The 14164-nt window shown below is 59.1% G+C and carries 13 protein-coding genes and 3 pseudogenes; 9 read left to right on the top strand and 7 right to left on the bottom strand.

Features of this window, described 5'->3' with window-relative positions; all coding sequences use genetic code 11:
• Positions 1 to 165: 165 nt before the first annotated feature.
• From EOA85_RS11580 to EOA85_RS11565, 3 genes are all read right to left on the bottom strand, one after another.
• Positions 166 to 657: a hypothetical protein gene (locus tag EOA85_RS11580; protein WP_245485683.1), complete on the bottom strand. Its 492-nt coding sequence runs from the start codon at positions 655 to 657 to the stop codon at positions 166 to 168.
• A 603-nt stretch (positions 658 to 1260) separates the two neighbouring features.
• Complete coding sequence (locus tag EOA85_RS11570; protein ID WP_127209499.1) at positions 1261 to 1842, bottom strand: hypothetical protein; 582 nt, start codon at positions 1840 to 1842, stop codon at positions 1261 to 1263.
• Between the two features lie 654 nt (positions 1843 to 2496).
• A complete protein-coding gene (locus EOA85_RS11565; RefSeq protein WP_127209498.1) occupies positions 2497 to 2934 on the bottom strand; it encodes a hypothetical protein in 438 nt (145 codons plus the stop codon).
• Between the two features lie 92 nt (positions 2935 to 3026).
• On the opposite strand from EOA85_RS11565, the pseudogene EOA85_RS11560 reads away from it, so the two are divergent.
• From EOA85_RS11560 to EOA85_RS40090, 5 genes and pseudogenes are all read left to right on the top strand, one after another.
• Positions 3027 to 4555 (top strand): annotated as a pseudogene (locus EOA85_RS11560) (Tn3 family transposase); the annotation flags it as partial.
• An 824-nt stretch (positions 4556 to 5379) separates the two neighbouring features.
• Positions 5380 to 5973 (top strand): phospholipid N-methyltransferase PmtA, encoded by a 594-nt coding sequence (gene pmtA, locus EOA85_RS11555; protein ID WP_127209497.1) that lies wholly within the window; start codon positions 5380 to 5382, stop codon positions 5971 to 5973.
• Positions 5974 to 6161: 188 nt separating this feature from the next.
• A complete protein-coding gene (locus tag EOA85_RS37415) occupies positions 6162 to 6563 on the top strand; it encodes a hypothetical protein (protein WP_164759607.1) in 402 nt (133 codons plus the stop codon).
• Between the two features lie 27 nt (positions 6564 to 6590).
• Positions 6591 to 7004 carry a methyltransferase gene (locus EOA85_RS40095; RefSeq protein WP_348627896.1) on the top strand — a complete coding sequence of 138 codons (414 nt, stop codon included), beginning with the start codon at positions 6591 to 6593 and terminating at the stop codon, positions 7002 to 7004.
• Positions 7001 to 7255, top strand: coding sequence for a hypothetical protein (locus EOA85_RS40090; RefSeq protein ID WP_348627897.1), 255 nt, complete (start codon positions 7001 to 7003; stop codon positions 7253 to 7255). The genes EOA85_RS40095 and EOA85_RS40090 overlap by 4 nt, the downstream gene beginning before the upstream one ends.
• Positions 7256 to 7277: 22 nt before the next feature.
• Here the strand turns inward: EOA85_RS40090 and EOA85_RS38865 are convergent.
• Both EOA85_RS38865 and EOA85_RS11540 read right to left on the bottom strand, forming a co-directional pair.
• Positions 7278 to 7482: pseudogene (locus EOA85_RS38865) on the bottom strand (EamA family transporter); the annotation flags it as partial.
• A gap of 272 nt (positions 7483 to 7754) precedes the next feature.
• The gene (locus tag EOA85_RS11540) at positions 7755 to 9773 is read right to left on the bottom strand and encodes an alkaline phosphatase family protein (protein ID WP_164759606.1); all 2019 of its coding nucleotides are present in this window, start codon (positions 9771 to 9773) and stop codon (positions 7755 to 7757) included.
• Positions 9774 to 10183: 410 nt separating this feature from the next.
• On the opposite strand from EOA85_RS11540, the gene EOA85_RS11535 reads away from it, so the two are divergent.
• From EOA85_RS11535 to EOA85_RS38860, 4 genes and pseudogenes are all read left to right on the top strand, one after another.
• Positions 10184 to 10558, top strand: coding sequence for a DUF982 domain-containing protein (locus EOA85_RS11535; protein ID WP_348627895.1), 375 nt, complete (start codon positions 10184 to 10186; stop codon positions 10556 to 10558).
• Positions 10559 to 10845: 287 nt separating this feature from the next.
• Entirely contained in the window at positions 10846 to 11100 is a 255-nt protein-coding gene (locus EOA85_RS11530) for a hypothetical protein (protein WP_127209494.1), read from the top strand.
• Positions 11097 to 12179: an HPP family protein gene (locus EOA85_RS11525; protein WP_127209493.1), complete on the top strand. Its 1083-nt coding sequence runs from the start codon at positions 11097 to 11099 to the stop codon at positions 12177 to 12179. The genes EOA85_RS11530 and EOA85_RS11525 overlap by 4 nt, the downstream gene beginning before the upstream one ends.
• A 182-nt stretch (positions 12180 to 12361) precedes the next feature.
• Positions 12362 to 12460 (top strand): annotated as a pseudogene (locus EOA85_RS38860) (dimethylarginine dimethylaminohydrolase); the annotation flags it as partial.
• A 467-nt stretch (positions 12461 to 12927) separates the two neighbouring features.
• On the opposite strand, the gene EOA85_RS11510 reads toward EOA85_RS38860, so the two are convergent.
• Together EOA85_RS11510 and EOA85_RS11505 are read right to left on the bottom strand one after the other, a co-directional pair.
• Positions 12928 to 13149: a hypothetical protein gene (locus EOA85_RS11510; RefSeq protein WP_245485680.1), complete on the bottom strand. Its 222-nt coding sequence runs from the start codon at positions 13147 to 13149 to the stop codon at positions 12928 to 12930.
• Between the two features lie 380 nt (positions 13150 to 13529).
• Positions 13530 to 14164, bottom strand: a 635-nt coding sequence (locus tag EOA85_RS11505; RefSeq protein ID WP_164759605.1) for an NAD-binding protein, incomplete at its 5' end; no start/stop codon positions are given.

Raw genomic sequence — 14164 nt, 5'->3', positions numbered from 1 at the left:
TCTCTCCCCGCTGCTCGCCGCGAGGCAAGGGTTCAGGGAGGCCTGAACCGTCAGGTCAACCTGAAACTAACAAGGAGCAAGACCATGAACATGAATGAAATCACTATCCCGCTCGGCAAGCTGGTGCCGAGCAGGGCCAACGTCCGTATGCCGACCTCCATCCGTTCAGGTCTTGCCTGTTGCGGCCGCGCTGGTCAGCGGGGCCATCCTTGAGGGCGGCGCAATCAAAAGGGTAACCTTGGCCGCCACCTCTTCGAGGGTGGCGGTCAGCCGGTTGACCTGCGAGCCCGTTGCCGCCAGTTCCGGGCCGTACCGGGTAATGAGATATTCCCGGTTTTGGCTGAGGGACTGAAGATGATTGGCGGTTTTCGTGCGAAGACGGAGCCCCGCTTCAGCGGTGTGCTTCGCCCGCGCCGCCAAGTCGTGTTGCATCTTGCGGATTTGATTAGCGTCATGGCCACGGTGCAGCAAAAGCGCGGTCAGGTAGAGTTCGATCGCGTGGATGGCGGATAATCTGAACGGCGCTCGGGTAAGCGGCTTGCCTGATCGGCCGAGCTGAAGGAGCAGCGTTGCCGCCTTGCGGTACTCTTCCGCCAGATCATGGATCTGCTGCGGGGAGGCGAGTTCTCCCGGATACTTGCCCTCTGTCATCGCCATTACGCTAAGTCCACCCGATATGGTCTTACTTAGAAAGCCGCAGAAACAGATCGAAGTAGAACCGGTATTCGGCATCTTCCGGATTGCCAGACACTTCCAGGGCGCAATACATAGGCGACCGACGTGCAAGGGTCTTTGCCATGCCTTTCGATCGCGGCTTCTATGCCCCGTCCTCAGCTAGGAGTTCCCAATCTTCAACAACGCGATCTTGGTTACGCCTAGGCACCCCGACGCCTCCCAACCTTCAACACAATGACAACGGCCATGACCAACACCGACGCCGCCAAGACGCCGTAAAACCCTTCGGCCGTTATCGCAAAACCCCAGAAGTCGATTGTGATCTTGTCCATTTCTTCGGTAGCCTTTGGCTGGTGCCAGATTCAAACGACAGACTGCACTGTCTGCACTGTCAGCACTGGTGTTGCGTTTTACGGCGCAAGCATGAGGCACCCTTGCAGGCGTCAATTGCAAAAGGACCCTTTTAGAAATTGTACTACAAACCGCGTTGTTTCAGTTGCCAACCAGGCCGCAATCGTGCCCTTGTCGAACTGGACGCGTGGCCGCTCTACGGGTCAATTGCTGTTTTTCAGGTGGTCTGCAGCCTCAACCCAATTTTTTCAGCTCGGCAAGGTAACGATTGTGCTCCTCCAAAGCTTTCAGCAAAGATCCCGTGGCAGACGATTCCGTCATGCGCTTCAATTCTCGCTGAATGGACGATTCGTGAAGACCCAGCGCTGTCCTCTGCGCCAGTGAGTCCAAGACACCCTGCACCTCTCTCTGGAGCGGCGTATCGAGGTATCCAGCCGCAGCGTTTTGGAGGGCAGCTACTTCCGAAAAATTGTACATGCTCGCCGTCTCTTTGGCTTTCCTCATTAGGTAGGCGCTAGCCGAGCCGGAGATGGGTGAAGTTGCGGGCGAGGCCGCTCGCGCAGCTCTCTTGGCTACGGCTTTGTCCATGAACTTCTGTCCGTTCAGCCTCCAACGGCCCTGCCATCGACGGATCAATGTCACATCTGTCTCCCGACGCGAGCCGGGCATGTCACCGAGGACCCGTCTCATGGCGGTAGTCGCTTTCATGCCTGGATTGTCCAGCAAAATACCGGCAACTTTGGTAAGGGCCTGATCGTCGTCCTTGACGCCGCTGCCGATTGGGCGGCCGACGCGGCGCGTCACAGATTTTTCCATTGCTTCGCCTCCAAGTTGGTGTCGTCTGCCCGCTTCCTCTGATATTCTAGCAACGGGTGAATTTCTCAAGCGATTTAAATGCCTTCGGTCAGTTGAAAAGCGCGGAAAATCGGCGTTCGTGAATCCAAAAGCGCGAAAATTCAACAGCCGATAATTTTCCGCGCTTTTACGGCCATACACACGAGGCTGAGCGCGGAAAATTGCCCGCCGGCGGGCCGTTGTCGGCAATCGCCCCATCAGCATCCAGGAACAGAGGGGATCCTGCGTCAAAGGAAATTGATAGTTGTTCGATATTCGAGGGGCCCGCACCCCTGCCTGACCGGCGAGGTTCCGGGGTTGCGCAGGCAAGAGGGGTTGGGTGCGGCCGCAGGCGAAGCCGAGGCTCGGCCCTCTTGACGGCGCGAGGGGAAGCGCCCCTTAGCCTAGTCGACGGGTGTCAGAAGCAACTGCCCGAGCCTTCATCATCGATGGCGATTCCAGCCACGATCCCGTCGGCGCTCGCTCAGAATGGCCTTTTCAAACCAATCAGGCATCACTTTTCACGTATGGCGCCATCTTGCCAGTTCGGTCGATCATAGGCGGGAATCGAAAGCTTGATGAATTCGGATATGCTGGCGGTGCGACCAAGTTCGACGGAGCGACGCCCCGACCAAGCTAAATACTGTCCCACCTTCCATTGTGCCCCGCACTCCAGGCCTCGGGATCGTATGCCTCGAAAATTACTTGAGCATTGTGCCGATCAAGATCGGTGATCTGCCCGGGCGGAGCAAGATTCAATTGGTCGAGTCCGTGGCAGATTTCGTGAACCAACATGGGGTCTACGTCAGGAGCGGGCTGCTCAAAATAGTCAGTGTTCAAGAGGAATATGTCAGCACGCACTGGTAGGCGTTTCAACGCCTTCTGGGCTGATATGCGGAATCCGGCATCCGTGTCAAAAAACCGTTCATTGATTATCGCCATTGATCTGGTGTCGATATTTCCCAGCAGGTCGACCAATGTGCGTTGCTGACTATCAATTCCCAGGAGCCAAAATTGATGGGCTCTGTCGGCGGCAATCTTCTTTAGGCTCAGACCAAAAAAGTCCTGGGACAACCCCTCAATCCTCTCAAGCAGAGGCGACCCAAAAGCCGTCCAATTTGTCGACACCGAACTCTCCACATCTTTTACCAAGGCGTATCACACATAGGCCGCTCGACGAGCATCTGATGCCGCGGTCGACATTCACCACAATGAAAGAGGAGGATCGTCTCGGGTTGGGCGTCCAAGGTGACGGCGCGCAGTGGCTTGCCGAAGCGCGTCAGATGCTCGACTTCAACCTGAAGCGTCTGGGACATAGGGCACGGTCCGGAAAGCTCGAAGGTGTTCGTCTTGAAGCCGGTACCTTGATCGTGACGCCAACGGCTGGCGAGGTTCCGGCGGCGGCCGACGAACTGAATGCCGAGATCAGCGAACTTTTTCCGCTGGTTGAAGTGCCTGACCTCTTGAGGGAGGTGCACGAATGGACCGGCTTCGCGGATTGCTTCACGCATGTTCGCACGGGCGACACTCCGAGGAACGTCACGGCTATGTTGGCCGGCGTGCTGGCCGATGCGACCAATCTCGGTCCGAAACGGATGGCGAGCGCATCCAAGGGCATCAGCGCTCACCAGATCGGCTGGATGCGCACCTTCCACGCCCGGTCGGAGACCTATCGCGCGGCGCAAGCATGTATCACCGATGCGCACACTCGGCATCCGCATTCGCGCCTCTGGGGCAACGGAACCACCTCTTCATCGGATGGCCAATTCTTCCGCGCAAGCGACCGAGCCGCTAAGCGCGGCGACGTCAATCTGCACTACGGCAGCGAGCCGGGTTCGAAGTTCTACAGCCATCTGTCGGATCAGTACGGCTACTTCAGCATTCTGCCCATCAGTCCGACCGAAAGCGAGGCGGCCTATGTGCTCGATGGGCTGTTCGATCAGGACACAATCCTCGACATCCAGGAACACTTCACCGATACGGGCGGTGCGAGTGATCACGTCTTCGGGCTTTTCGCCTTGATCGGCAAACGCTTTGCACCTCGGCTGCGCAACCTCAAGGACCGGAAGTTCCACACATTCGAGAAAGGCGACGCATATCCGGCGTTGTCGAACCACATTGGAGCCCCAATCAACACCACCCTGATCCTCGAGCACTGGGATGATCTGCTCCATCTGGCGGCGTCCATCACGACGCGATCCGTGGTGCCGTCCACGATCCTGAAGAAGCTGTCCGCATCACCGAAGGAAAGCCAGCTCGCAAGGGCGCTGCGCGAACTCGGCCGGATCGAGCGATCGTTGTTCATGATCGAATGGTATTCAAGTTCGGCGCTGCGCCGGCGATGCCAGGCCGCCTCAACAAGGGCGAGGCAGCACATAAGCTGAAGCGCGCCGTCTTCTTCCACGAGCGCGGAGAGATCCGGGACCGATCGTTCGAAAGCCAGGCGTTCCGCGCCTCCGGCCTCAACCTCGTCGTTAGCTCGATCGTGCATTGGAATACGGTCTACATCGAACGGGCCGTCAGCCATTTGCGCAAAATGCATCGCGAGATTCCGGATCATCTGCTCAAGCACGTCTCGCCGCTGAGCTGGGAACACATTAATCTGACCGGCATCTACACCTGGGATGCAGAACATCAGATGCCTGAAGGCTTCCGGTCGCTCAGACTACCGGCTCGGTTACGCCACGCCGCATGACGTTCATGCTCCGTTCGACCTTGGCGTGTCGCTGGGAACAGTTCTTGTTCTGACCCCGGCTTGCGATGATTACCGGCCGATAGGAACGGCCGGGCTCGTAAGGACCGGAAGAGCTGCTGTTTCCTTTTTGGGGGTTTCCCTGAAAAGTCTTCAGCCTAAACCTCATTGTTGTGGTCCAGCCGTCGTATTTTCCAAGGCCATTACACGGTAGAGTCATAGCACTTGCTGCCTGCGCGGCAGAGAAGAGTTAGGCCATGGCAGAGCCGGAACCACCGTAAGACGGCGCAGACCGTCAGGCTCTTCAAAAAACTATTCCGAGGGGATCCTCATCATTGGTCCGGCGATTGGGAGGCTCGGCCGGCTGAAAAGAGGACAATGGCAATGAGGCGGCCACGAGATAGCTGGGGTGATCCACGCCACGCACTTGCACGGATCACCTGCCAAAAATGGCGGACCGGTCCCGGAATCGAGCCGCCGTCGCGGGTTTTTGCGGCCGTAGCGGCCTCGCTGTCTGCTGTGCGCCTGACGAAGCCCGCAGCAGATGAGAAACCTGCGTGCGTCGCGCTGGCGCTGATAGTGCAGCCGGAGATACGGCTGCTCGACGAGCCGTGAGGGGCTCTCGAGGCCATGAGCCAGATTTCCATACAGGAAGAACTGGCGCGCATCTGAGCGATGAAACGTCATCATGGCGGACACGCGCGTGTCAGCCGGCGCGGGCGTTTCGCGCCTCCAGCGCGGCAATCATCCCTGTGAATCAGGCTTGTTTATATAGTGAAACTTCGACAAAAAGTCGCTCCGACTCGGATCGGGAGAAGGGAGCGGATATGGTCTTTCGATTGAAAGAGCGACTTGGCAAGAAACTTGAGGAAGAAGTGCAATTCTTCAAATGTTGGCAGAAGGATAAGAAAGGTGTGGGCGCACTCATGCCCACATCAATCCATGCGGCGCGCCGCATGGCTAGTGTGGTCAACCCGCATTCTGGATTGCCGGTTTTGGAGCTTGGTGCCGGGACTGGTGTCATCACCAGGGCCATCCTGGAAAGAGGCATCAAACCGCATCGGTTGACTTCGGTCGAATATTCCAAGGATTTTTATGATGGCCTGGTGCGACGCTTTCCGGGAGTGGATTTCCGCTTGGGCAATGCGTTTGCCCTGGAAGAAATTCTGGGGGAGCGCCGGGAAAAGTTCGATTGTGTCATAAGCGCAGTGCCGATGTTGAGCTTTCCGATGCAACAGCGCCTCACACTGCTCGAGGATTTGCTTGCACGAATCCCGGCCGGGCGACCTGTGATCCAAATCACCTACGGTCTTCTGTCACCGGTGCTCAAAATGCCCGACCGTTACATCGTTTCTCACTATGATTTCGTCCTTCGCAATGTTCCCCCCGCACAACTCTGGACCTATCGACGAGCAGTGTGAAACCACAGGGGACGCGAGCGACAGGTGGTTCGGAATCCTGGTACAGGACTGCAAAGCCGATTGAACTTGGTGCTGTGGCCAGCCATTCGCGCCCTGGCTGGACCGTCTTCCCTTCCGCATTTTATGAGGATCGATTTGACCGCAGCAGAGAGATGATGTTCGGCTACAAGCATTGAGAGCGGCGAAGCTTGCGCGAACGCCGATGTTTCTCCGGTATTTCCGGAGATGCATTCCTCGAGACGCGCCAGGCGGGACTTCGCATTGCGAAGTTCATGTCCGGCTTCGAAACGTCGATGGCGTCCTTGAGGTGTGGGCGCTATGAGGTCGCGCTCCAGTTCCGCAATGCGCGCACGCACCTGCCGAGCCTCGTCCTGACGCAACGCCTTGATCCATCCACGCCCGCGCATCGGTCTTCCTGCCAGCAAAAGCCATGCGGGTTTATCCACCGAGACCTTAATTTCCGGCAAGTTCCAAAGGCTGCCGACATCGGGATCTGCCAAGGGTCAGGCCTATCGCAATCGGCTATCGAGCTTGCCATTGAAACCGAGCAGTCGCCGCCAGGAAAAAGGGACAGCGCGTCACATTTCTGACAGATCGGTCGACATTGGATGCACTGCTTGGCGCGAGCCCCCGAAAAAGCCTTTGTCGAAGGAACCATGATGTCCGCTTCCATTGCCCCGCAACCATTTAATCAGCGGAAGAGACTTTTGGTCGTCCAGGCCTTGAGCATAGCGGCGATTGGCTCGCTGCTATTCTCTCGCCCCGGTTGGGATGAAGCATCTAGCCTTCACGAGGTCATCGAGATGATCGGTTTTGTTCTGATCCTCGTCTGCATACTCGGGAGGTTGTGGAGCATCCTCTATGTCGGGGGGCGGAAGAACAGCGAGTTGGCAGTCAGCGGGCCGTACTCGATCACTCGCAATCCCCTATATCCGTTTTCGACGATCGGAGCATTCGGCATCGGCCTCATGTTCGGATCGCTCATCGTTGCATCCGCTCTGGGGGGTGCACCTACGCGGTTTTCGGGATGACTGCCCGAAAGGAAGAGACGTTTCTTCGTGACAAATTTGGTTCGGAGTTCGAAGCATATGTGGCAAGAACGCCGCGGTTCTGGCCCAAGCCGTGGCTGCATCAGGACAAGCATCAGCACACGTTCTCCACGAACGCATTAAGAAGCACATTCTTCGATGCCCTCTATTTTCTGGCGATCTTTCCAGCCATCGAAGGCATCGAATACCTCCAGGTAGCTGGCTACCTGCCCACCTTTTTTTGGCTGTTCTGATCTTAAAGACGGAGCAATAAGCTTTGTAGCGTACCAGAACCGCGCCTGTTGCGATCAAGGCAACCCCTGCCCAGTTCGACAATGACAAGTGTTCCTTGAGGAATGTCACTCCGAACACCGCCACAAGCACGAGGCTCAGTTTGTCGACAGGGGCTACGCGTGCTGCGCCTCCCAAACTGGAGCGCGCGAAAGTAGCAGATCCACGATGCACCCGTCGCCACCCCGGATTGTCCTGCGTCACGTAATCGTCCAGGCACTCGGGAAGCAGTGCCGCTTGCCGGCGATCCTCGCCCTCGACAAACCGCTTCAGCCCGACTCACCTCGCTGATCGGGAATCACGTTATCAAATCAAAGCTTTTCCACGACAGGCTGGACCCGTTCCGGCCATTGCCGTTGCCACCACGAAGGGTCTTGCAAGGGATTGTTAAGGTCCTCACACCTCTTGGCGATCACCGGAGCAGACCTGGCATTCCTAAGACGTTGTGGCACGGTGGCTTTGTTAGCGCACCGGTATGGTGGGTGTGGCCCTGGACGGAGGCGCGCGTCGCTTCGGGTCTGGCAGGCGATGCACACCGAACCGGCCGAGTGCCAGCGTGCCGTTGTCAAGAACACTTGGAATTCGGCGTGAAATGTCGCGCCAGTGCGAGGCATATTGATAGACGGCTACGGTATCTTCGACCGCGTTGTGATCGACGGCGCTTTCAGGTTGCACCTCCCCACCCTTCATCTGGACGATTTGCTTCTTGGGCTCAAGGATCGTCGTGCGGCCATGCATGATCATGGCCACCTTCTGGTAGTTGGAGATGTAGACCGGCCGCTCCGGTTCGTCCGCTTCGATCAGGTCGTCGCCGAAAAAGCGGCTGCGATAGCTAGCCTGCAGCAGGGCAAGCAGCGACGGCGCAATATCCACCTGGCTCGCCAGCCGGTTGATCCGGCGGGGCTCGACAAAGCCCTGCGACCAGATGATGCACGGTATGTGGTATTTGTTCATGTCGAGCTCGACCTTGCCTGCGACGCTCGCCGTATGATCGGCGACAAAGACAAAAACGGTATCCCTGAACCACGGTTTCGCCGATGCCTTCTTGACCAGTTCCCCGATCGCGTAGTCGGAATATTTGACCGCCCCGTCGCGCCCGCCCGGCGATGGGATGTCTATCGCGCCAGCTGGATAGGTAAAGGGCCGGTGGTTTGACGTGTTCATGACGAAGCTGAAGAAGTTCTTGCCGGCTTTCGCCGAGGCGTCGGCTTGGCGGATCACCTCGTCATAGAGATCCTCATCGCTAACGCCCCACGCATTGGCGAAATGCACATCGCCTGCCGCCATCGTAGCGCGGTCGACGATACCGAAGCCGTTACCGGAAAAGAACGCGTTCATGTTGTCGAAATAGCCGTAGCCGCCATAGAGGAAGCGCGTATCGTAGCCCGAATCCTGGAACACCGAGCCAATGGTGAAGAGATTGTCGTTGCCGGGGCGACGCAGGATCGATTGCCCCGGGGTCGGCGGGACTGAAAGCGCGATCGCTTCAAGCCCGCGCACGGTGCGCGTGCCGGTCGCCCGCATTTCCGTGAAAAGCAGGCCTTCAGACGCCAGCCGGTCAAGGTTCGGTGTCAGTCTTTTCGGATTGCCGAATGTGCCCATGAACTCCGCACTCATGCTTTCCATGCCGACCAGGATGACGTTCTTGCGCAGCATCGGCCCCTCGGCTCGAATGTCACGCGTGATGTCGTTTAAATCGGTGCTTTCGAACGGCTCGTGATCTTCCGCTAAAAGGTCGCGTGTCCGTTCGGCCGCCTGTTTCTCGGGTATGGTCCGATAGAAATTCGCGAAATCGATCTCATTCGAGAAGAAGGCGCTAACCAAACCATAGAGTCCGTTGCCCCCGAGTTCGCGGGCGATCGCGCTCGGCATCGGCCGTGTGATCGAATCGGACGTCACCAACACGCCGGCGGCGGCCATCCCCGTTATCGTCGCAAAGACCGCCAGCCGCTTCATGAACGGCGGATGCGGCGCGAAGCCTGCCTTCACCTGGCGGCGGAGCAGATAGGCCCCGCCGACCGCCAACAGGCCGATGCCGGCAAGCAGCGGCACGACCGGATAGCTCTCCATAATGTTCTGGATCACTTCCTGCGTGTACACGAGGTAGTCGACCGCGATGAAATTGAAGCGCGTCGTGAATTCGTCCCAGAAGAAATACTCGCTGACCCCCTGCACGACCATCAGAAACAGGAAGATTGCGAAGCCCGAGAGCCCAACTGCGCGGTCAAACCGCTTTCCGGCCCACGAAACTGGCAGGAGCAGCGGGAATAGGAGAAAGACCACGAGGATTGGAAGCAGCGTGACGATATCGAACCAGAAGCCAGTGAAGAAAGGAACCAGCCAGTCGGCCGGATGGAAAGATAGGTCTTTGGCCGAAACCAGCGTCAGCGCCAGCCTGACCAGGAACTGAGTCAACAGGAAAAGCAGGATGAATGGCTTCAGCCGACGAAAGAACGCACCGACCGATTGAGCAAAAGTCATAGGAAGTCTCCGAAGCAGCTGGATGTCTGGGCAATTATGCCTCGTTTTCGATTTTGGCAACCGTCGGGACGAGATCGATCGCATGGTCTGCGATGCCGATCCCCGATTCGGCCCGCGCGAGTCCGAAACTTCATCGACGGTGGTGGTGGCGAGACAATGTGAAAGGTGCGCGGCGAGGTGATTTGTTCCTCACTTTGAAGGCGCTGCATCCCAGTCTCCCCTGTGGGAGAAGGTGGATGGGCACGAAACGGCGAGCCGAATGAGCGACCGTCCTCATGTTGCCGGGCCACTCGAGCATCACCCGAGGATGCAGCCGGGAGACCCGCGGCGGCGGCAGCTTTCGGCGAGATCATGGAACGATTTCTCAATAGTCCGTGACGTGTCTGCAGAGCGAGCCTAGGCGGCGACGCATGCGAGGCTGGCGCGGGGCTGGTCAAGAGGGCATTGTCGACATTCAGGGCAGCGGAACCGGCTCGGCTCGGCAGAGAAGCGAACTGGGCCTCTTGACACATGATCGCCTTTGGGGGGGCGGAGAGATGACCGCCTTGCGGAGATTTGAGAGGCCGGTTGTTGTCCGGGTTGGCCGCCACAGCACCGAGCGTATCGTGTTCGACGTCAATGAGGCGGCCAATATCCTGCTGCGTGATCTACATCGTCAGACCGAGAGACGGAGGGTGGCGATGGACGCCTGTCTGCAGGTATTGCGTGGTGAGGCTCATCCACCAGCTGCTCGAAGAGCTTTTGTGGCAGCCGCGCTCGAACCAAAGATCCTGCGCAGCGATTAAATGCTGGGACGATGGCTCAAGCATTTGTTCATCTTCGCGTCGGGACAGCTCTCGCGCAAACGATGGGCACGGTGTGGTTCACCCTGTTGCCGTGTTCCTTCAGGACTGGGCGCTTGTTTTCATGGACAGGCGAGCGCGCCCCAATTGGTTTCGCTACCGAGCGAAAGTGCAGGGACAAAATCCGGTTGATGAGTTCATCCCGCCAATGCTGATCTTGATAGTCTTCGTCCGCGCATCTGGCCGTTACTGAGCAAAAATCCAATGCTCACGCGAATTCTTTCACCAGAATGATCAGCGGTAAGCGAGAACGTTCCGCCATGCCAGGAGGAATTCGATACTATCCATTTGCGGTAGAAGTATCTCCGCGCCCAGCTCTGACGCGATTTGAAAAGCACCAGCCGTTGGCGGCGACCGCACAAACCGGTGCGCGCAATAATATTCCCACTGGCCGCGAACATTCGGATTTGTTTGACTTTCAAATCCGTGGCTTCGGCGGCATTGCGGACAGCGCAGACTTCCACTCGTTCCAAGGCTTAGCATGAGGTTTCGCCTCTTCGTCCCAATCCTCGCCGGTGCGACGCTACGCGAGCGGCTGCTCGCCTGCATCGGCGCCACTATTAGCATCGCGCTGACCGGCGTGATCAGCGGGCTCGCTATGGGCGGCGGCCCGCATGTGGCGCTGCTGGTGGCCCCGATGGGCGCCTCCGCCGTGCTGCTCTTTGCCGTGCCGTCGAGCCCGCTTGCGCAGCCCTGGTCGATTATCGGCGGCAATTCGATCTCTGCACTGGTCGGCGTGACAGTGGCGCATTTCGTGCCCGATCCGGTGATCGCGTCGGGCCTCGCTGTGGCGCTGGCGATCGCCACTATGTCGTTCACGCGCTGCTTGCATCCGCCGGGCGGTGCCGCGGCGCTGACTGCCGTGCTCGGCGGACCGGCCGTGGTCAGCGCCGGCTTCCTGTTCCCCGTCGTGCCGGTGGCGCTGAATTCGGCCGTACTGGTGGCGCTCGGCTTTATTTTCCACCTTCTGTCACGGCGCAACTATCCGCATGTCCATGCACCCGCCGTCAACAGCCACGGCACCGCCGATCCGCCGGCGGCAAAGCGCGTCGGCTTCCATCCCGAGGATGTCGATGCGGCACTCGCCGCTTTGGACGAAACTTTCGACATTGGCCGCGACGACCTCGAGAGGCTGCTGCGGCAGGTCGAACTGCAGGCGATGGTGCGCTCGCACCGACCGCTGCTTTGCCGGGACATGTCCCGCGACGTGATTTCGGTGCCGGAAACTGCCACCGCCGACGAGGCCCGAAAGCAGCTTCTCGACCACAACATCCGCACCTTGCCAGTGGTCGATGCCGAGGCAAAGCTGGTCGGCGCCGTCGGTCTGCGCGAGCTGACGCGAGCGACCGACACGGTCAAGGGGGTGACGTCGAAGGCGGGCACCGCCTCGCCCGACACGCCGGCGATGAGTCTCCTTCCCGTACTTACCGACGGTCGCAGCCATGCCGTCGTCATCGTCGATGCCGAGCAGCGCATCCTCGGCCTGATCACCCAGACCGACCTGCTGGCGGCGGCGGCGCGCCTGCAAACGGCAGACGAGCCGCCGCTCAAAGCAGTGGCATAGCGGCCATTCGAACATCGCAGGTTCAGGAACTTTTTGCCGACAGGCACATCCAATCCACGGGCGAACCCTGTTTGTAGAGATCGGGTCGCGATGAGAAAGCCCGCAATTCCTACCGTCGCGCTTACAACGGCCGATGACGCCATGGCCGTTGAAATGGCGCTGGTGCGCGGCGCTTTTGAGGGTTTGCGCAGATCGTCGTCCCAGAAGGAGAAGAACCGGCAGCGAACGTGCTGCGGGTCAGCGACGTCGTGTTCGCCAGCGCCTATTACCCGCGCACTCTCTAAATGCTCGACAAGGAGGGCTACAAGGTTGTGCTGTTGAATACGGCCGAGACGGATCCCGCACCTTGGCCGTGCGTGTCTTCCGGCCTCGATCATCGGTTTCTTCGACCGGGCATCTCCCGCCACATCTTGAGCAGATGCAGCACGCGCCGATCAACGATCCGGCGCGCCACCGACCTTAATAGCTCGCCATGGGGAATACTTCCGAAGTAAGATCGACGCAGGGCATGCGAAGATACTCGACGCCGGGCTCTTGCCGGAGGCCGACCATAGTCTTGGGCGCTGGCTCGCGGACGCGGTGCTGGCTCAAAAATTCGCTGGCCAGTCCCGTAGCGTCCTTCGGCGCACATCTTTTTGCCACCAGGCTAGCGGCCGCAAGGGAACGTAGCTGTTGGTGCGCTCGGATTTGCCAACAATCAGTCGGCGCCTTCTTCCTGGTGCGACCTCTCTCTGACCGGGACGTCAGACTACGGCGCCAACAAAAGGCTGATCTTGGTCAATCTCATACGCGCCAATCGCCGCGCCGGATTGTGGAACCTCTCGCGGGTGGTTTCTACGACAAACACCAGGGTCATCAGATCAAGCAGGAAGTCATCGATAGCTTGGGCGAGTGTTTCTGACCTACCATCGAACTGATCCAGCAAAACGCGCGCCTTATCGATCGCATCCACGCTGGCCTCATCGATCAACGTCTCGATCCTCTGGAGACAATGCAATTTCGAAACTCCTCAAAGCCCTTGCCAGGGTAGTTTTGCAACGAAGGTGGGCGATTTGGATTTAGCCCGACAATGGCGGTCAGGATGGTTTCTCCACATTTCCGCTGTCGAACGCGCGGGGAGGGGCCCTGGTGATCGTCGCATCAGAAAAGCCGGGGATTTCGGCTGGCGATGTCCAGGTTCGGATTGCGCGTTCAGCTTCCTCGTCGACCAGAGTTTCGCCCCGACGGGCTGCACCGCAAGATTGGCGCAAAGGGGAGGGGGAAGACGCCTCTTGCCAGTCATCGCCAAGAAAAAACCGCCGGCAGGGAACCGGCGGGCGAGGCAGGAGGAAACTTTTCGGGCCTGGAATATCAGGCGGCTAGGGCCGTTTTGGGCTCCGCCATTTCGTAGCCGAGCGCTTCGGCGACGGCGCGGTTGGTGATCTTGCCCTTGTGGACGTTGAGGCCATTGCGCAGATGATGATCGTCGAGGATCGCCTTCAGGCCTTTGTCGGCGAGCTGCAGACCGTAATGCAGCGTCGCGTTGTTCAACGCCTGGGCCGAGGTGACCGGCACCGCGCCCGGCATGTTGGCGACGCAATAGTGAATAACGCCGTCGACCTCATAGGTCGGCTCGGCATGAGTTGTGGCGTGCGAGGTCTCGAAGCAACCGCCCTGGTCGATGGCGACGTCGACCAGCACCGAGCCCTTCTTCATTCCCGACAGCATTTCGCGCGAAACGAGTTTTGGCGCGGCGGCACCCGGGATCAGCACGGCGCCGACGACGATGTCGGCCGAAAAACATTCCTCTTCCAGCGCCTCGACCGTCGAGTAGCGGGTGTGGACGCGGCCGCCGAAGATATCATCGAGCTGGCGCAGGCGCGGGATCGAGCGGTCGATGATGGTGACGTCGGCGCCAAGGCCGGCCGCCATCTGCGCGGCATGCAGGCCGACGACGCCGCCGCCGAGCACAGTGACCTTGCCGGGCAGCACGCCGGGTACGCTGC

Source organism: Mesorhizobium sp. M5C.F.Ca.IN.020.29.1.1 (assembly GCF_003997375.1).
Taxonomy (GTDB): domain Bacteria; phylum Pseudomonadota; class Alphaproteobacteria; order Rhizobiales; family Rhizobiaceae; genus Mesorhizobium; species Mesorhizobium wenxiniae.
This window is presented reverse-complemented; position numbering and strand designations above follow the sequence as displayed.